Raw genomic sequence first — 15,939 nt, 5'->3', positions numbered from 1 at the left:
ACCGGAGTAAAACTCCTAAGGACTACAAGGTCGTTGCGGGAACACAGCTTTGCGGTGGCGATGCTGTGTCCGCAGACGCGTCCAAAGCACTGAAGGTGATCACGGGGTCTTCCCGCTTCGAGGCGTCGGAGGAGAGGTCAACCACCGCGCAGGCCGCGGCGGACCTGATCGCGTCGTCCGCGATCGCCACCAAGACCAAGGACATCTGTCGCGTCTTCACGCCCATCGGTACGCCGGATTTCCAGCTCAGAGCCACTTGGAGGCTGGCCGACCATGCCCCGACGGACGACCCTGCGGCCCCGAAGTTCACTGTGCTGAAGATGGGTGATGAGGCCCTGGCGGCGGCAGACATGGCATACGTCTATTTCACGTGCCGGAGCGACAAGGTGCCCAGCTCGTCGGAAGGGGCCCACATCGTCATCGGCGTGGAGCACTGGGCTGTGCCGAGGGAGCCCGAGGGCAACATCAAGGCGTTGAAAAACGCCTACGCCACCGTCGCCCACTCCTTCTCCCTCGCCATGGCCAAAGAACTCCGGTGCGAGAAGAACGGCGGCCTCCCCCCGAAGCCCGTGCTGGACCCCGCGTAGCCGCCCGCTGCCGCGACCTACGCCGCCATCCCGCGGTTGTACGACGTGCCGGTCGTCGGGTGCTGGGCCTCGGGGTACTGGGCGGACACCGTGTGCCTGATCTTCTTGCGCAGGGGGGTCGGGCTTATGCCGTGGGTCTCGTTGTGGGCCGCCTGCAGGGTGCGGCGGCGGTTGGTCTCGTCGATGGCGCGGGCCATCGAGGGGGTCAGCCGGTTCGCGTACATGTGCACCTCGCCGCTGACGTTGCGCGCCGCGCGGCCGATCATCTGGATCAGTGCCGTGTCGGAGCGGAAGATCCCGTCCTGGTCGGCGTCGAGGATCGCGACCAGCGAGACCTCCGGCAGGTCGAGTCCCTCGCGCAGGAGGTTGATGCCGACGAGCACGTCGTACTCGCCGCGGCGCAGGTCCGCCAGGAGTTCGACGCGGCGCAGGGTGGTCACGCCGGAGTGCAGGTAGCGGACGCGGACTCCCTGGGCGTCGAGGTAGTCGGTCAGCTCCTCCGACATCCGCTTGGTCAGCGTCGTCACCAGGGTCCGCTCGCCGCGGGCGGACCGCTCGCGGATCTCCGCGAGCAGGTCCTCCATCTGGCCGGCGGTCGGCTTGACCGTCACCTGCGGGTCGAGCAGCCCGGTCGGCCGGATGATCTGCTCGACGACCGCGCCCCGGGCGGCGGTCAGCTCGAACCGGCCCGGCGTCGCGGACAGGTAGACCCGCTGCGGGCAGCGCGCGGCGAACTCCGACCACGTCAGAGGACGGTTGTCCAGGGCGGACGGCAGCCGGAAACCGTGCTCGACCAGGGTGCTCTTGCGCGCGGCGTCGCCGTGGCTCATGCCGGAGAGCTGCGGCACCGTGACGTGCGACTCGTCGATGACGACGAGCATGTCCTCGGGGAAGTAGTCCAGCAGCGTGGACGGCGGCGCGCCGGGGGCGCGGCCGTCCAGGTGCCGGGAGTAGTTCTCCATCCCGGAGGCGACCTGCGTGTGCCGGATCAGCTCGATGTCGTACTCGGTCCGCGTCTGCAGACGGTCGGCCTCCAGCAGTTTGCCGTCGCGGCGCAGCTCCGCGACGCGCTCCGCCAGCTCGGCCTGGATCGAGTCGGCCGCCGTGCGCATCCGCTCGGGGCCCGCGAAGTAGTGGGTGGCGGGGAAGACGCGGGTCCGGTCGATGACCTCGCGCACCTCGCCGGTCTCCGGGTCGGCGACGGTCAGCCGCTCGACCGTGTCGCCGAACATCTCCACCCTGAGCATCGTGTTCTCGTAGGCGGGGTGGATGTCGATGGTGTCGCCGCGCACGCGGAACCGGCCCGCGGCCGGCTCACCGTCCGTGCGTGTGTACTGGATGTCGACCAGGGCCGCGAGCAGCTCCTCCCGGTCGACGGTGTCGCCCACCGACAACTGGAACGAACGGTCGAGGTAGGACTGGGGCGTGCCCAGGCCGTAGATGCACGAGACGGAGGCCACGACGATCACGTCACGGCGGCTGAGCAGCGACCAGGTCGCGGAGTGCCGCAGCCGGTCGACCTCCTTGTTGGAGACCGATTCCTTCGCGAAGTAGGTGTCGGTGCTCGGGGCGTACGACTCGGGGCGGTAGTGGTCGTAGAAGGAGACGAAGTACTCCACCGCGTTGTGCGGGAACAGCTCGCGCAGCTCGTTGGCGAGCTGGCCGGCGAGCGTCTTGTTCGGCGCGAGCACGAGGGTGGGCCGCTGGAGCTTCTCGATCAGCCAGGCGGTCGTCGCGGACTTGCCGGTGCCCGTGGCACCCAGCAGGACCACGTCGCTCTCCCCGGCCCGGAGGTGCTTCTCCAGCCCGGCGATCGCCTGCGGCTGGTCGCCGGACGGGGTGTGGGGGGAGACCACCTGGAACGGCCGACCGGCCCGGATGACCTGGTCGGCGGTGTGCTCGGCGAGGGTGATGCGCCGGTTCTCGGACGGGAATGCCATGGGGTTCGCTCCTGAACTCGAGGTAACCGCTCAGAAGCGGACAAAAGCTACTTAGGCTCCGTCCAGTTTGCGTGTAACACCCAATCTTGTCAATGTCTAATATCTTGACGGTCGAATTGTGTGGTAGGGCACCCGAGTGCCGGGGTCCGGGCGGGGAGCGCGCGGCGTGTCACAGCATGGCCAGCCGGTCCACCAGTAGCTCCAGCCTCTGCTCCGCGTCCCCCGGCGGCAGCCGTCCCGCTCGGGTCAGGGTGGCGAGACCGTGCAGGGAGGCCCAGAACGTCTCGGTGAACAGGCCAGGGTGAACGCCGTCACCGGCGACCTCCGCGAGGCATTCCAGCAGTGCGGCGAAGGCGTCCTTCAGTGGCTCCGGGGTGTCCTCGTGAGCGAAGGCCAGGCCGCCGTCGAGGCTGAACATGGCGTCGTAGACCGCGGGGTTGCGCTCGGCGAAGTCGAGGTAGGCGCGGGCGAGGGCCGTGACGCGGGGGCGGGGGCCGTCCGCGGCGGCGGTCGCGGACCGCAGTGCTCCTGCCATCTCGGCTGCGCCCTCCAGGGCGACCGCGCCGATGATCTCGCGCTTGCCGCGGAAGTGGCTGTAGAGGACGGGCTGGCTGTATTCGATGCGCTCGGCCAGTCGGCGTGTGGTGACCGCGTCCCAGCCCTGCTGTTCGGCGAGTTCGCGGGCCGTCGCCACGATGAGGCGTTCACGGACCGCCCGTTCCCGTTCCTTGCGTTCCTGTACGGACATGCGTCGATGCTAGCACTGCTAGACAAGCGAGCGCTGGTAGGGCTAGCGTTGAATCAATCGCTAGCAGTGCTAGAAAACGGGAGGGTCACCATGCTCACCGCACTCGAGGTCTTCACCACCGTGGTCGTCGGTCTGATGGTGGGGGTGGAGTTCTCCGTCGCCTTCGTCATCAACCCGATCCTCGCCGGGCTCCCCGGCGACAACGGTCTGCGCGGCCGTATCCACGGGGCCCGGATGCTCGGCGCCGTGATGCCGTTCTGGTACATCGGCTCGCTCATCCTCAGCGCGGTGTGGGCCATAGCCGGATGGGATCACCAAGGCGCCGGCCTCGTCGTCATCGCCGCCGGGCTGCTGATGGTGAGCGTGATCATGTCGATTCTGCTGCTCGTCCCGATCAACAACCGGACCAAGGCCTGGACCACGGTCAGCCTGCCGGAGGACTGGAAGGAGCAGATGGGTCGCTGGGACCGCTTCCACCACGTCCGCGTCGGCATCCTCATCGGCGCCTTCGCCCTGCTGGCCGCCGCGCTCGCCTGACGAGTCCGACCTGGGGTTCTTCCCGTCGACTCCCGCTCGCCCGCCGTACGGCCGACAATGGAACCACCCCCCGATCAAGGAGCCGAGATGTCGGAGCAATTCGCCGTCGGCGACCATGTCCGGTGGAATTCCGAAGCCGGGCACGTGCAAGGCGTCATCATCAAGAAGCACACGCACGACGTGGACTACAAGGGCTACACCCACCACGCCAGCGAGAGCGACCCGCAGTACGAGATCAAGAGCGACAAGACCGATCACGTGGCCATGCACAAGGGGCGCGCGCTGACGAAGGTCGCGTGAACACCGTCGACGCGGTCCGCGAGGTCGTCGCCACGATCCCGCGTGGCCGTGTCGTGTCCTACGGCGACATCGGCAAGCGGATCGGCGTGGGGCCCCGGCAGGTCGGGCGGGTGATGGGCCTGCTCGGTGACGGGGTGCCGTGGTGGCGGGTGGTCCGCGCCGACGGGACGCCCACCACCTGTCACGAGGGGCGGGCGCCGGGGTTGCTGCGGGGGGAAGGGGTTCCGATGGTGGGTGCGCGGGTGGACATGGGGCGCGGCCGGCATCGGTGGGTGGACTGAGGGCCGGGGTGGCGGTGAGAACTCGTTCGGTGGTTCGAGAGGATGTCCCCATGACAGAAAGCAACCTGGCCGCCGAGGCCGCGCAGCGCCTCGTGGCCGGTGACCGTGCCGCCGCGCTCTCCCTCTATCTGCGGGCCTGGAACCGCCCGGACGACGAGGTGGCGGAGAGGGTCTTCGACCTCGTCTCCGAGTGGGGCGACATCGACGCCGCGCTGAAGACCGTCGAGGCCGAGGCGCAGCGCGGCAACTCCGCGGCCTACGAGGCTCTTGCCGAGCTGCTGGTCGAACTCGAGCGCCCCAAGGAGGCGTTGGCGGCACTCCGGTCGGCGGCCGACGGTGGCCGGGACGTCACCCTGATGATCGCCTCCGTCCTGGCCGACGAGCTGGGGGACCGCGAGCAGGCCGAGGAGTACTACCGCCAGGCGCTCATCGACGACAACCCCCGCGCCCTCAACGACTACGGCGCCTTCCTCAGCGAGGACGACGAACGGCTGGACGAGGCCGTCGACTTGCTGCGCCGGGCCATCGAGCGCGGTGACACCATGGCGGCCGGCAACCTCGGCCGGCTTCTCGCGGACGAGGAGAAGTACGAGGAAGCGCTGCCCTGGCTGAAGCAGGCCCTGGACGCCGGGCACCGTTCCGTACTGGCCGTGCTCGGCGAGACCGAACACGCCGTCGGTGACCTGGAGTCGGCTCGCACCCACCTCCGCGAGGCCCTGGCCGAGGAGGTCACCGGCGCCCACTTCGCCTACGCGCTCCACCTGGCCGACACCGGCTCCCCCGAGGAGGCCGTACGCCACTACGAGGCCGCCGCCAAGGAGGACGGCGAGATCAACGCGTACCTCAACCTGGCCCTGCTTCACGAGGAGTTGGAGCAGTGGTCCCAGGCCGACCACCACTACCGCGAAGCCCTCGCCCACCAGGACGAGACCGCCTACGTCTACTACGCGCAGTTCCTCGCGGATCAGAACCGGGGGGACGAGATCGGCGCGTTGCTGAAGTCGGCGGAGCGACTCGACCTGGATGACGAAGACTTGGCCGAACTGCGAGCCCTCGCCGACGACAAGTCCTAGCCCCTCCACGCCGACCCCGCCGAGGCTCTCCAACGGGCCTCGGCGGTACGGGAGTATCCAAGCGCGGCGTAGCGGGGTTCGCCTGCTCGATCTACTCCAGGCGTGCCGCGCCGAGGACCCGACCGCCGACGAGCTGTACCAGGCTCAGCGGCCGCTACGCGGCGCAGTGGAAGAGCGTGCCGCCAGCACGCGCAGTGCCATCTCCCCCCACCGCAGGTTCTCCTCCTCGAAGGCGATACCCCGCAGCAGGGTGAGGTACGGCCCCACGCGGTCCGCCTCCGTCAGGTACGCGTCCTCCGTGCGGCCGCCCAACAGCCGTTCGCGCAGGCGTTCGTAGCGCGCGAGCTTCTCGCGGGCCCAGGCCATGCGGGCGGTGATGTCTGCCTGGACGGGGGCCGGGTCGGCGATGTCGGCGCACTGGACCTTGACCAGGAGGCCGTCGCGGATGGCGGTGGGGCGGCCGATGGGGTCGGCGAGGTAGGTGCGCAGAGCGTCGTGGCCGGCGTCGGTGAGGGAGAAGAGGCGTTTGTCGGGGCGGCGGTCCTGGCGGATCACGCGCGCGGTGACCAGGCCCTCGCGTTCCATCCGGTCCAGCTCGCGGTAGAGCTGCTGGGGCGTCGCCGTCCAGAAGTTGGCCACCGAGGCGTTGAAGCCCTTGGCCAGGTCGTAGCCGGATGCCTCGCCCTCCAGGAGGGTGGCCATCACCGCATTGCGCAGGGTCACGTTCTCACCCTACTCTCCAACACACCTATTCAACTTGTTGAGTAAGGAGCACCCCGTGCATCCCTTCCGTACCGCCGTGGAGAACCGCGACGCCGACGCCATCGAGACGCTCCTCGCGGAGGATGTCGTCTTCACCAGCCCCGTCGCCTTCAAGCCGTACGCGGGTAAGGCGATCACCGCCGCGATCCTGCGCGGCGTGCTGCGGGTGTTCGAGGACTTCCGGTACGTCCGGGAGATCGCCAACCCGGACGGCCGGGACCACGCCCTCGTCTTCACGGCCACCGTCGGCGGCCGGGAGATCCAGGGCTGCGACTTCCTGCACTTCGACGAGGAGGGGCGGATCGACGACTTCACCGTCATGGTCCGCCCCCTCTCGGCGGCTCAGGCGCTGTCCGAGGCCATGGGTGCGCAGTTCGAGCGCATCAGCCGTGAGGCGGCCGGCGCCTGAGGGGCTCCCGTCAGCCCAGCCGCTTCAGGACCTCTTCCGCCAGCGGCGCGGAGGACGCCGGGTTCTGGCCCGTGAGCAGGTTCCGGTCGACCACGACCTTCGGCGCCCACGCCTCGCCCACCTGCACATCGACGCCCGCCTCGCCGAGCCGCGTCTCCAGCAGCCACTTGGCCTTGTCGGCGAACCCGGCCTGCGTCTCCTCGGCGTTGGAGAAGGCGGTGACCTGGTAGCCCGCGAAGGCGTTGCCGCCGTCCGGCCGGGTCGCGGCGAGGAACGCCGCCGGGGCGTGGCAGACGACGGCGAGCGGCTTGCCGGACTCGAGGGTGTCGATCAGCAGCCGGCCGGAGGTGGCGTCCACGGCGAGGTCCTCCATGGGGCCGTGGCCGCCGGGGTAGAAGACGGCGTCGTAGTCGTCGAGGTCCACGTCCTCCAGCCGGACGGGGTGCTTGAACTCGTCCGCGGCCTCCAGGGCGGCGGCGATCCGGTCGGCGTTCTCCTGGCCGCCGTTGACCTCCGGCGCGAGGCTGCCCTGGTCGACGGTCGGGACGACCCCGCCCGGCGTGGCCACGACCACCTCGTCACCGGCCTTCTTGAACGCCTCGTACGGCGCGACCGCCTCCTCGGCCCAGAAGCCGGTCGGGTGCTGCGTGCCGTCGGCCAGCGTCCAGTGGTCGGCGCCGGTCACCACGAAAAGAATCTTCGACATGCGGTCTCTCCAAGCACTCTGAGGTCCGGGGAGCACCGGCTCCCCACTCGACCGTAGACCGGTGCCCGGAGCGGCACCAAAGAAGCCGACGACCTGACCTGCGGCGACGTCTACTCCACCCCGGCTCCCCGGAACGTCCGCCGGTATGCCAGCGGGGTCACACCGATCGCCGCGTGCAGGTGCTCGCGCAGCGAGGTCCCGGTGGCGAAGCCGACCTGTGCGGCGAGGTCGTCCACGGCGAGGTCGGTGGTCTCCAGCAGATGCCGCGCCCGCGCGATCCGCTGCTGGATGAGCCAGCGCCCCGGGCTCGTACCGACCTCCTCGTTGAACCGCCGCGCGAAGGTGCGCAGGCTCATCCGGGCGTGCCCGGCCAGCTCGGCCAGCGACAGCGGCTCGTGCAGGCGCTCCAGTGCCCACTGGCGGGTGGCCGAGGTGCCGTTGACCGGCTCCTCGGGCACCGGGTGCTGGATGTACTGCGCCTGCCCGCCGTCCCGCCACGGCGGTACGACACAGGCGCGGGCCACGTCGTTGGCGACGGCCGCGCCGTGGTCCTGGCGTACGACGTGCAGGCACACGTCGACCCCGGAGGCCGCGCCCGCCGAGGTGAGGAGGTCGCCGTCGTCCACGAACAGCACGTCCGGGTCGAGGTCCACCGCCGGGAACCAGGAGCGGAAGGTGTCCGCGAGGGCCCAGTGGGTGGTGGCGCGGCGGCCGTCGAGCCGCCCGGCGGCGGCCAGGACGAAGGCGCCGGTGCAGATGGAGACGATGCGAGTGCCGGGCGGTACGGCCGCGAGCGCCGCCTCCAGCTTCGGGGGCAGGCCGCGGCGGACCAGGGAGACGTCGAACGGCGCGAGGACGACGGTGTCCGCCGTCGCCAGTACCTCGGGCCCGTGCCCGACCGTGATGGAGAAGTCGGAGTTGGTGGCGACGGGCCCGCCGTCGGCCGAGCAGGTCAGCACCTCGTAGCGGCCACCGGCCGAACCGAAGACCCGGCTGGGGATGCCCAGCTCGAAGGGGTAGACCCCGTCCAGGGCGAGGACGACGACACGATGCGGAGCGGTCATGGCACGATCCCGTTGAAAGATGGCATTCATGCCATGGTACGCGGGCCCGGCTCCGGCGAACCTGGACGTATGACGAACCACGCCACCATGCGCGCCATCAGCCAGGACGAGTACGGCACCCCCGACGTCCTCAAGGAGACCGAGCTGCCCCGCCCGAAGCCGGGTCTGAGCGAAATCCTGGTCTCGGTCCGCGCCGCCGGACTCAACCCCACCGACTGGAAGCACCGCTCCCAGAGCCTCTTCCTCGACCGGCTTCCGCTCGTCCTCGGCTGGGACGTCTCCGGTGTCGTCGAGGAGGTCGGCTACGGCGTGACCCTCTTCAAGCCCGGCGACGAGGTCTTCGGCATGCTGCCCTACCCGCACGGCGTCGGCGCCCACGCGGAGTACGTGACCGGCCCCGCCCGCGCCTTCACCCACAAGCCGGACTCCATCGACCACGTCCAGGCGGGCGCGCTGCCGCTGGCCGCGCTCACGGCATACCAGGCGCTGGTGGACACGGCCCGAGTCCAGCCGGGACAGCGGGTGTTGGTGCACGCCGCCGCCGGAGGCGTCGGCCACCTCGCGGTGCAGATCGCCAAGTCCCTCGGGGCGTACGTCATCGGGACCGCGAGCGAGCCCAAGCACGAGTTCCTGCGGTCGCTCGGGGCGGACGAGGTGATCGACTACCGGGCCGGCGACTTCCGGGACGCCGTCCGGGACGTGGACGTGGTGCTGGACCCCCTCTCCGGTGACACGCGGGTCCGTTCGCTGGACGTACTGCGCCCCGGCGGCGTGCTCGTCTCCCTGCTGCCCGGCACCGATCCGGAGGAGGCGGCGAAGGCGGAGGCGCGTGGCGTGCGGGTGGAGACGCTGCTCGTCGAGGCGGACCAGGCGGGGATGAAGGCGGTCGCCGACCTGGCGGCCTCCGGCGCGCTGCGGGCCCACGTCGAAGCGGCCTTCCCGCTCGCGGAGGCGGCGAAGGCGCATGCGGTGGGGGAGACGGGGCGGGTGACGGGGAAGCTGGTGCTGACGGTCGGGTCCTGAGGCAGGTGCGGGTGAGCCCTGCCGCTCGTTGGGGAGGGGCAGGGCTCTCGCGCAGGTACAGATGTCAGATGTACCGCTCCGCGGGGGTGTGGCGGATGAAGCCGGTCCATGCGGAGGGGGATAGCCGGAGGGTGGGTCCGGATGAGGCTTTAGCTCCATTGCCTGCTTCTCCAACTGCGCCATGCCCTGGAAGAACACGGGGTACTGCGCCCGCTCCAACTCCTCCTTCAGAGTTTCAACAGGCCACCCGCATCGAGCACTTCGTCGACCCCGTAGATCGCGCGGGGCGAGGGAATGCGGCGCCCCTGCTCGAAGGAGGCGATGGTGGCAGCCGAGTAGCCCAGCCGCTTGCCGAGTTCCTGGCGTTCCATCCCGGCTCGTAGGCGCAGGGTCTTCATGGTCTGCCCGAACGCGGCGACCACGCCCTGGGCGGTCTTGTCCGCCGTGCGCATACCGCTGCTGTCGACGCCCTCGCCACTCTTCGGGTTCGTCTCGATCTCCGTCAACTCGTCGAGGCGCCCCGAACCCGAGCGGGAGCAGAGCCTGGGGGTCACCCTGCGCGCTCGGGGGGACAATCTCACCTAGCTCCGCTGTCCGAGCTGAGGCAGGGCGGGGCGTCGGCTCGGTGGCTTACTCTCCGCCCCTTCCCAGCCGTACCGGCACCTCACTGTGCCCGTTACTGATCAGCGACGGCACCGGCCGCAACTCCTCGGCCGGTACCGCGAGTTCCAGCGTCGGGAACCGGTCGAACAACCGTCGAAGCACCGTACTCACCTCCAGCCGAGCCAGCGGAGCGCCCAGGCAGAAGTGGATGCCGTGGCCGAAGGCCAGGTGGTCCTTCACCGGGCGGGTTGCGTCAAAAGTGTCGGCGGACTCGCCGTGCCAGGACGGGTGGCGGTTGGCCGCCGCGTAGGAGGCGAGGATCGGATCGCCCTGGGGGATGACCTGGCCGTCCGGGAGGGGGATGTCCCGGACCGCGTAGCGGAGAGGGAGGTGTTTCACCGCCGGCTCGTGGCGCAGGGTCTCCTCGACCACGTCGGCCCAGCTCGCGCGGCCCGCGCGGACGTGGGCGAGTTGGGTCGGGTCCGTCAGGAGGGTGGTGATCGCCTGGTCGATGACGTTCACCGTCGTCTCGTAGCCCGCGCTGATCACCAGGAGCAGGGTGTCGCGCAGTTCCTCGTGGGTCAGGGCGTCGCCGGCGCCTTCCTCGTCGCGGGCCATGATGAGGGCGGAGGTCAGGTCGTCGGCCGGAGTCACCCGTTTCGCCTCGATCAGCGAGTCCAGCCACTTGTACAGCGCCCTCGTGTTCCCGGTCGCCTGCTCCACGGTCAGCGTCGTGTCGAACACGCCGTCCACGGCCGCTCGGAACTCCGGCGTGTGCACCTCCGGTACGCCCATCAGCCTGCTGATCACCGTGATGGGCAACGGGTACGCGAGGTGCTCGCGCAGGTCCACGGCGTCGCCCGGAGGGCGGGCCGCCAGGGCATCCAGCAGGTCCGCCACGATCGACTCGATCACCGGCTCGAGCGCGGCGATCCGGCGGGCGCTGAACGCAGGGGCGACCATGCGGCGCAGCCTGCGGTGGTCGCCACCGTACGCCGTGAACATGTTGGTCACCGCCACCCAGAGCGCCAGCGGCCACGTCGGTGCCGTCTCGGCGAAGGCGGGCCAGTGGGCGCGGGGGTCCTTCGAGACGTCCGGGCTGGTCAGGAGGGATTTCAACAGGGCCGGGTCGCTCACCGACCAGGCCGTGACACCGAGGATGTCCACCCGCGTGGCCGGGCCCCGGGCGTGCAGCGCCCGGTGCTCGGCGTGGTGATCGGCGCCGGTGGGATCGAGGACCAGGGGCGGAGGCTGCTCGGACACGAAGGCTCCTTGGCGACGGGAGGACGGCGTTTTCAACGGTATGAGCGGCACTCCCGGTTGAACAGGCCACCTCACCAGCCCAGCACCCCCGCCCCCTGCTGGAACGTCCCGCTCACCCCCTCCTCGCACGCCAGCCGCACGATCACCTCCGCCCCCTCCTCCACACTCTGCGTCCCGGTGTTGTGATTCAGATCCGTCGCCGTGAACCCCGGGTCCGCCGCGTTGATGCGCAGGTTCGGGAACGCCTTCGCGTACTGCACGGTGAGCATGTTCAGGGCGGCCTTGGAGGCGGGGTAGGCGAGGTCCGGGTAGAAGTGCTCCGGGGCGGCCGGGTCGGCGAGGGCACGGGTGAGGGCGAGGCCGCTGCTGACGTTGACCACCACCGGGGCGGGGGAGCGGAGGAGGAGGGGGAGGAAGGCTTGCAGGACGCGAACCGGGCCGAAGACGTTCGTCTCGAAGACCGCCCGGACGTCGTCCGCCGTGACCGCCGCCGGGTCGACGAAGCCGCCGTCCGGGCGGCGCGGCTCGATGCCGGCGTTGTTGACCAGGACGTCCAGGCCGCCCGCCGCCTCCAGCGTGCGGACCGCCGCCAGTACGGACGCGTCGTCGGTCACGTCGAGCCGCACGAAGGTCGCGCCCAGCTCCTCGGCCGCCCGCCTCCCCCGCTCCGGATCGCGGGCGCCGACGTAGACGGTGTGGCCCTCGGCCAGCAGGCGGCGGGCGGTCTCGAAGCCGAGGCCCTTGTTCGCTCCGGTGATCAGTGTGTTCGTCATGGTTCCAGCGTCCGCCGAACGCCCGCCCGCAGCCAGAGGACCGGTTTTCCTGGGACTGGCGGTACCAGGCGGGCGCACGCCCCGCGCGGCACACTGGACCGTATGGCGAGCGCGGAACTCGGGACGGCGATCCACCGCTGGCGGGACCGGCTCCCGCCCGGCGCGGTGGGGCTGCCCCTGGGGGGCCGCAGGCGGGCCTCGGGGCTGCGCCGGGAGGAGCTGGCCCAGCTCGCCGGGATCTCCGTCGACTACGTGACGCGGCTGGAGCAGGGACGGGCCACCAACCCCTCCTCCCAGGTCGTGGAGGCGCTCACCCGGGCGCTACGCCTGTCGGCGGCCGAGCGGGACCATCTGTACCGGCTCGCCGGGCTCGCCCCGCCCGCCCCGAGGGCCGTGCCCACCTTCATCCCGCCCAGCGTGCACCGGCTGCTGGACCGGCTCGGCCGCACCCCGGTCGCCGTCTACGACGCCACCTGGACCCTGCTCACCGCCAACCCGCCCTACACGGCCCTCATGGGCGACTCCACCCATTGGAAGGGGCGCCAACTCAACGGCGTATGGCGGCACTTCGCCGGACCCGGCTCCGGTGTACGGCACACCCCCGAGTCGCTCGCCGCCTTCGAGTCCGCCCTCGTCGCCGACCTGCGCGCGGCCGCCGGACGCTACCCGGACGACCGCGCCCTGGGTGAGCTGATCGCAGAACTGCGCGGGGAGAGCGGCCGGTTCGCGGAACTGTGGGACAGCGGCACGGTCGGCGTCCATGACGCGGCGCGCAAGACCATCGACCATCCGGTGGTCGGCCCGCTGACCCTCGACTGCGACATCCTGTCCGTCGCGGGCAGCGATCTGCGGGTCATGGTCTACACCGCGGAGCCCGGCACCGAGGACGCCGAACGGCTTGCCCTGCTCATGGTGCTGGGGACGCAGGAGGTGACCGTCTGAGTCCGCCTGGGTACCCGTAACCGCATCCCGCCGAACGGAAGGGAAGCACCATGGCCTCCACCACACGCCCCCGCTCGGGCCGGCTTCGGGCCTGGCTGACCCTCGCCACCGACAACTGGCTCTCGCGCGGCTACCTCGTGGTGGCCGGTTCCGCGCTCGGGTTCTTCCTCTATGCCGTCTACCTCTCGCCCGACCCCGGCTTCGCCGCCATCTGGCCCTTCGCCGCCACCCTGCCGCTCAGCGTCGTCGCCTTCCTCGCGCCGTCGCCCGGACTGGACCCCTCTGTGGACTGGCTCAGCCCACTGCTCTTCGCCGCCTGGGTGACGCTGTGCGCGCTGGTCAACGCGGGGCTGCTCGGGATGGCGGTACGTGCGTTCCGTACCCGCTCGACGGCCTAGGGGGTGTCTCCCACCGGATACCGGTGCACCGGCGGCAGCCCCGTGAGCAGACCCGGCCACACCGTGTCGATGACGTGCGCGCTCGGCGTGAAGAGCGGCCGGGGCAGTACCGCCGGGTCGTGCCACTCCCAGCGGTCGATCAACTCAGGCTCACGCACGCTCGGTTCACCCTTGTACGCGCTCACCCGCACCGCGGCCGTAACCCGCGGAATGCCGTGCACGGAGTCCATCAGCAGCGCCAGCAGCCGGGCGTCCTCCGCCTCGGCCCGCAGCCCCGTCTCCTCCGCCAACTCCCGTACGGCCGCCTCCGCGAAGCCCTCACCGGCGTCGTTCTTGCCGCCCGGCAGCTCCCACACCCCGCGCTTCTTCGACCAGCCGAGCAGCACCCGGCCCGCCGCGTCGGTCACGGCGACCCCGGCACCGGTGAGCGCGTGCGGCGAGGGCCGCCCCTTGTCGGCGTAGGCGATGTCCTCCACCACTTCCCCTTCCGATCGGGCGGAAGGCCCCGTCACTCCTCCTTCCGCCATGCCTGGACCCCCAGTCTGCCCGTCGTCCCCAGGTCCAGTTCCGGCGTCACCATCACGGGCGCGGCGCCCGCCCTGGCACGGACGCGGAGGTAGGGGGCGTTCACGGCGCCGTCGAAGGCTTCCACCGTGTTGCGCCAGACGATGCCGGACAGCGCGCGCTCGCCGGGCCGCAGGGTGAGCGGGCGGGCCACGTCGGGCGGACCGCCGAGCTGGGCGACCTCGGCGGAGGGCAGCACCTTCACCCCCTCGACGCGCTCGTGCTCGGCGTCGATGATCTCCAACTCCGGGCGCCCCTCCACCGCGTACGGCTCCTTGCCGCAGTTCTCCAGATGCAGGCCCACCACCCGCAGCCCCATCGCCGCGTCCCCCTCGTCGGCGTACACCCGCACCCCGGACGCGGGGCAGGGACCGCCGGGGGCCGGGGCCTCGGCGCTCGGGATGCTGCGGACGGACATGAGCGACACGCTGGTGCCGCCCGCTACGTCCCCGTAGCTCCGGCTCATCCCCACCCGGCCGCGCAGGGTCTTGCCCGGCCCGACCGGGCCCACCACCCGGCTCGCCCCGGTGTACCCCTTGGCGTCGAAAAGGACGGTGTACGTCATGTCGTGCGGGGCCGGATTGGTCACCTCGAACTCCGCCGTCAGGGAACTCGACCGGCACACCCCGTCGTCGTCGATCGCACCGGCGTACAGGCGGGTGATCCGTACGCCGTCCTGGGCGGTCCCCGTGGTGGACGGCACCGGGGTGGGCGTGCCCGGCGGGCGCGGGGCGTCGGCGGTGGCCGTGGGGCGGCCACGCGGAGCCTCGCCGTAGCGCGGGGCCTTCGAGGGGCACAGGGCCTCCGCGCGCACTCCGCCCCCGCCCGGCTCGACGGTTCCGCACCCGGCGAGGACCAGGGCGGCGAGCGCCCACACACCTGCGAATGATCTGCGCATCAGGCGAGTCGATCAGGAGCGGCCCCCACCGGCTGTGGTGGAAGCCACACCTCCGGTCACAGGGCTGTCACAGCGTCCCGTCCCGCTTCTCGAACGCCCGCAGAATCCGGTCCGCCGCCAGCGTCGCCGTCAACGAGCCGTCCCTGACCTCCTGTTCGAGATCCGGCGCCAGCCGCCTGACCCCGGGGTCGGCATGCAGCTTGCCCAGCAGTTCGTCGCGCACCATCGCCCAGGTCCAACGCACCTGCTGGTCACGCCTCTTGGCGCTCAGCCGGCCCGTGGAGTCCAGCAGGGTGCGGTGCTGCTCCAGGCGCTCCCACACCGTGTCCAGACCGCTCGTCTCACGGGCACTGCAATGCAGCACGGGCGGCGTCCAGAAGGCGTCCTTGCCGTGCATCAACCGCAGTGCGCCCGCCAGTTCACGGGCCGCGGCCCGCGCGTCCTTCTCGTGCGGGCCGTCCGCCTTGTTGACGGCGATCACGTCGGCCAGTTCCAGCACGCCCTTCTTGATGCCCTGGAGCTGGTCGCCGGTGCGGGCCAGGGTGAGCAGCAGGAAGGAGTCCACCATGTCGGCGACCGCGGTCTCCGACTGGCCGACGCCGACCGTCTCCACCAGGACCACGTCGTAGCCGGCCGCCTCCATGACCACCATGGACTCGCGGGTCGCCTTCGCCACCCCGCCCAGCGTGCCCGCGCTGGGGGAGGGGCGGACGAACGCGTGCGGGTCCACGGCGAGGCGCTCCATCCGGGTCTTGTCGCCCAGGATCGAGCCGCCGGTGCGCGTCGAGGACGGGTCCACGGCGAGCACCGCCACCCGGTGCCCCTGCTCGGTCAGCATGGTGCCGAACGCGTCGATGAACGTGGACTTGCCCACGCCCGGCACCCCGCTCACCCCGATCCGCCGCGCCCGCCCGCTGTGCGGGAGCAGCTCGGTCAGCAACTCCTGTGCCAGCGCCCGATGTTGGGGACGGGTGGACTCGACCAGGGTAATGGCGCGGGCCACCAGGGCGCGCTTGCCGTCCAGCACGCCCTTCACATAGGTGTCGAGATCGATCGCGGCCATGCCGG

At 71.0% G+C, this 15,939-nt stretch carries 19 protein-coding genes and 1 pseudogene; 9 read left to right on the top strand and 11 right to left on the bottom strand.

Going from position 1 to position 15,939, the window contains the following annotated elements:
• Positions 1 to 65 precede the first annotated feature (65 nt).
• A complete protein-coding gene (locus tag OG448_RS07095) occupies positions 66 to 587 on the top strand; it encodes a hypothetical protein (protein ID WP_405552070.1) in 522 nt (173 codons plus the stop codon).
• A gap of 17 nt (positions 588 to 604) precedes the next feature.
• On the opposite strand, the gene uvrB is transcribed toward OG448_RS07095, so the two are convergent.
• Both uvrB and OG448_RS07085 read right to left on the bottom strand, forming a co-directional pair.
• Positions 605 to 2,527 carry an excinuclease ABC subunit UvrB gene (gene uvrB, locus OG448_RS07090; RefSeq protein ID WP_405552068.1) on the bottom strand — a complete coding sequence of 641 codons (1,923 nt, stop codon included), beginning with the start codon at positions 2,525 to 2,527 and terminating at the stop codon, positions 605 to 607.
• Between the two features lie 169 nt (positions 2,528 to 2,696).
• Complete coding sequence (locus OG448_RS07085) at positions 2,697 to 3,275, bottom strand: TetR/AcrR family transcriptional regulator (RefSeq protein ID WP_405552066.1); 579 nt, start codon at positions 3,273 to 3,275, stop codon at positions 2,697 to 2,699.
• A gap of 90 nt (positions 3,276 to 3,365) precedes the next feature.
• On the opposite strand from OG448_RS07085, the gene OG448_RS07080 reads away from it, so the two are divergent.
• The 4 genes from OG448_RS07080 to OG448_RS07065 all read left to right on the top strand — a co-directional run bounded on the left by OG448_RS07080 (position 3,366) and on the right by OG448_RS07065 (position 5,466).
• Positions 3,366 to 3,812: an anthrone oxygenase family protein gene (locus OG448_RS07080; RefSeq protein ID WP_405552064.1), complete on the top strand. Its 447-nt coding sequence runs from the start codon at positions 3,366 to 3,368 to the stop codon at positions 3,810 to 3,812.
• Positions 3,813 to 3,899: 87 nt separating this feature from the next.
• Positions 3,900 to 4,112, top strand: a complete 213-nt coding sequence (locus OG448_RS07075; RefSeq protein ID WP_030802991.1) for a DUF2945 domain-containing protein — start codon at positions 3,900 to 3,902, stop codon at positions 4,110 to 4,112.
• Positions 4,109 to 4,393, top strand: a complete 285-nt coding sequence (locus OG448_RS07070) for an MGMT family protein (RefSeq protein WP_405552062.1) — start codon at positions 4,109 to 4,111, stop codon at positions 4,391 to 4,393. Before OG448_RS07075 ends, OG448_RS07070 begins: the two co-directional genes overlap by 4 nt.
• Before the next feature lie 50 nt (positions 4,394 to 4,443).
• On the top strand, positions 4,444 to 5,466 hold the full coding sequence (locus OG448_RS07065) for a tetratricopeptide repeat protein (RefSeq protein WP_405552060.1): 1,023 nt from the start codon (positions 4,444 to 4,446) through the stop codon (positions 5,464 to 5,466).
• Between the two features lie 144 nt (positions 5,467 to 5,610).
• On the opposite strand, the gene OG448_RS07060 is transcribed toward OG448_RS07065, so the two are convergent.
• Positions 5,611 to 6,189 (bottom strand): PadR family transcriptional regulator, encoded by a 579-nt coding sequence (locus OG448_RS07060; protein ID WP_405552058.1) that lies wholly within the window; start codon positions 6,187 to 6,189, stop codon positions 5,611 to 5,613.
• Positions 6,190 to 6,244: 55 nt separating this feature from the next.
• Between OG448_RS07060 and OG448_RS07055 the strand changes: the two genes are divergently transcribed.
• On the top strand, positions 6,245 to 6,637 hold the full coding sequence (locus tag OG448_RS07055) for a nuclear transport factor 2 family protein (RefSeq protein ID WP_405552056.1): 393 nt from the start codon (positions 6,245 to 6,247) through the stop codon (positions 6,635 to 6,637).
• Positions 6,638 to 6,647: 10 nt separating this feature from the next.
• Here the strand turns inward: OG448_RS07055 and OG448_RS07050 are convergent, their stop codons facing one another.
• Positions 6,648 to 7,343 (bottom strand): type 1 glutamine amidotransferase domain-containing protein, encoded by a 696-nt coding sequence (locus OG448_RS07050; protein ID WP_405552054.1) that lies wholly within the window; start codon positions 7,341 to 7,343, stop codon positions 6,648 to 6,650.
• Between the two features lie 110 nt (positions 7,344 to 7,453).
• Positions 7,454 to 8,407, bottom strand: coding sequence for a GlxA family transcriptional regulator (locus tag OG448_RS07045; protein ID WP_405558713.1), 954 nt, complete (start codon positions 8,405 to 8,407; stop codon positions 7,454 to 7,456).
• A gap of 87 nt (positions 8,408 to 8,494) precedes the next feature.
• Here OG448_RS07045 and OG448_RS07040 point away from each other — a divergent pair, with 87 nt between their 5' ends.
• Positions 8,495 to 9,430 (top strand): NADP-dependent oxidoreductase, encoded by a 936-nt coding sequence (locus OG448_RS07040; RefSeq protein WP_405558712.1) that lies wholly within the window; start codon positions 8,495 to 8,497, stop codon positions 9,428 to 9,430.
• A 150-nt stretch (positions 9,431 to 9,580) separates the two neighbouring features.
• On the opposite strand, the pseudogene OG448_RS07035 reads toward OG448_RS07040, so the two are convergent.
• The 3 genes and pseudogenes from OG448_RS07035 to OG448_RS07025 form a co-directional block, all read right to left on the bottom strand.
• Positions 9,581 to 9,882 (bottom strand): annotated as a pseudogene (locus OG448_RS07035) (multiprotein-bridging factor 1 family protein); the annotation flags it as partial.
• Positions 9,883 to 10,060: 178 nt separating this feature from the next.
• Positions 10,061 to 11,296, bottom strand: a complete 1,236-nt coding sequence (locus OG448_RS07030; protein WP_405552052.1) for a cytochrome P450 — start codon at positions 11,294 to 11,296, stop codon at positions 10,061 to 10,063.
• A 71-nt stretch (positions 11,297 to 11,367) separates the two neighbouring features.
• Positions 11,368 to 12,069: an SDR family NAD(P)-dependent oxidoreductase gene (locus tag OG448_RS07025; RefSeq protein ID WP_405552050.1), complete on the bottom strand. Its 702-nt coding sequence runs from the start codon at positions 12,067 to 12,069 to the stop codon at positions 11,368 to 11,370.
• Between the two features lie 102 nt (positions 12,070 to 12,171).
• On the opposite strand from OG448_RS07025, the gene OG448_RS07020 reads away from it, so the two are divergent.
• Both OG448_RS07020 and OG448_RS07015 read left to right on the top strand, forming a co-directional pair.
• A complete protein-coding gene (locus OG448_RS07020; RefSeq protein WP_405552048.1) occupies positions 12,172 to 13,011 on the top strand; it encodes a helix-turn-helix transcriptional regulator in 840 nt (279 codons plus the stop codon).
• Positions 13,012 to 13,061: 50 nt separating this feature from the next.
• The gene (locus tag OG448_RS07015; RefSeq protein WP_405552046.1) at positions 13,062 to 13,409 is read left to right on the top strand and encodes an SCO4225 family membrane protein; all 348 of its coding nucleotides are present in this window, start codon (positions 13,062 to 13,064) and stop codon (positions 13,407 to 13,409) included.
• Here OG448_RS07015 and OG448_RS07010 read toward each other — a convergent pair.
• From OG448_RS07010 to meaB, 3 genes are all read right to left on the bottom strand, one after another.
• Complete coding sequence (locus OG448_RS07010) at positions 13,406 to 13,885, bottom strand: NUDIX hydrolase (protein ID WP_405552045.1); 480 nt, start codon at positions 13,883 to 13,885, stop codon at positions 13,406 to 13,408. The genes OG448_RS07015 and OG448_RS07010 overlap by 4 nt on opposite strands.
• Positions 13,886 to 13,917: 32 nt before the next feature.
• Positions 13,918 to 14,871 carry a DUF4232 domain-containing protein gene (locus tag OG448_RS07005; protein WP_405552044.1) on the bottom strand — a complete coding sequence of 318 codons (954 nt, stop codon included), beginning with the start codon at positions 14,869 to 14,871 and terminating at the stop codon, positions 13,918 to 13,920.
• 67 nt (positions 14,872 to 14,938) lie between these two features.
• Positions 14,939 to 15,934 carry a methylmalonyl Co-A mutase-associated GTPase MeaB gene (meaB, locus tag OG448_RS07000; protein WP_405552043.1) on the bottom strand — a complete coding sequence of 332 codons (996 nt, stop codon included), beginning with the start codon at positions 15,932 to 15,934 and terminating at the stop codon, positions 14,939 to 14,941.
• Positions 15,935 to 15,939 lie beyond the last annotated feature (5 nt).

The sequence above is a fragment of the Streptomyces sp. NBC_01171 genome (genome assembly GCF_045039805.1).
Lineage (GTDB): Bacteria > Actinomycetota > Actinomycetes > Streptomycetales > Streptomycetaceae > Streptomyces.
The sequence above is the reverse complement of the archived record's forward strand: the minus strand, read 5'-3'. Positions and strand labels throughout refer to the sequence as shown.

Excerpts from the sequence above, each read along its gene's own strand:
- OG448_RS07065 (WP_405552060.1), top strand. The coding sequence starts at position 4,444 with ATGACAGAAAGCAACCTGGCCGCCGAGGCCGCGCAGCGCCTCGTGGCC.
- OG448_RS07085 (WP_405552066.1), bottom strand. The coding sequence starts at position 3,275 with ATGTCCGTACAGGAACGCAAGGAACGGGAACGGGCGGTCCGTGAACGC.
- OG448_RS07050 (WP_405552054.1), bottom strand. The coding sequence starts at position 7,343 with ATGTCGAAGATTCTTTTCGTGGTGACCGGCGCCGACCACTGGACGCTG.
- OG448_RS07025 (WP_405552050.1), bottom strand. The coding sequence starts at position 12,069 with ATGACGAACACACTGATCACCGGAGCGAACAAGGGCCTCGGCTTCGAG.
- uvrB (WP_405552068.1), bottom strand. The coding sequence starts at position 2,527 with ATGGCATTCCCGTCCGAGAACCGGCGCATCACCCTCGCCGAGCACACC.
- OG448_RS07015 (WP_405552046.1), top strand. The coding sequence starts at position 13,062 with ATGGCCTCCACCACACGCCCCCGCTCGGGCCGGCTTCGGGCCTGGCTG.
- OG448_RS07040 (WP_405558712.1), top strand. The coding sequence starts at position 8,495 with ATGCGCGCCATCAGCCAGGACGAGTACGGCACCCCCGACGTCCTCAAG.
- OG448_RS07020 (WP_405552048.1), top strand. The coding sequence starts at position 12,172 with ATGGCGAGCGCGGAACTCGGGACGGCGATCCACCGCTGGCGGGACCGG.
- meaB (WP_405552043.1), bottom strand. The coding sequence starts at position 15,934 with ATGGCCGCGATCGATCTCGACACCTATGTGAAGGGCGTGCTGGACGGC.
- OG448_RS07045 (WP_405558713.1), bottom strand. The coding sequence starts at position 8,407 with ATGACCGCTCCGCATCGTGTCGTCGTCCTCGCCCTGGACGGGGTCTAC.
- OG448_RS07005 (WP_405552044.1), bottom strand. The coding sequence starts at position 14,871 with ATGCGCAGATCATTCGCAGGTGTGTGGGCGCTCGCCGCCCTGGTCCTC.
- OG448_RS07075 (WP_030802991.1), top strand. The coding sequence starts at position 3,900 with ATGTCGGAGCAATTCGCCGTCGGCGACCATGTCCGGTGGAATTCCGAA.
- OG448_RS07080 (WP_405552064.1), top strand. The coding sequence starts at position 3,366 with ATGCTCACCGCACTCGAGGTCTTCACCACCGTGGTCGTCGGTCTGATG.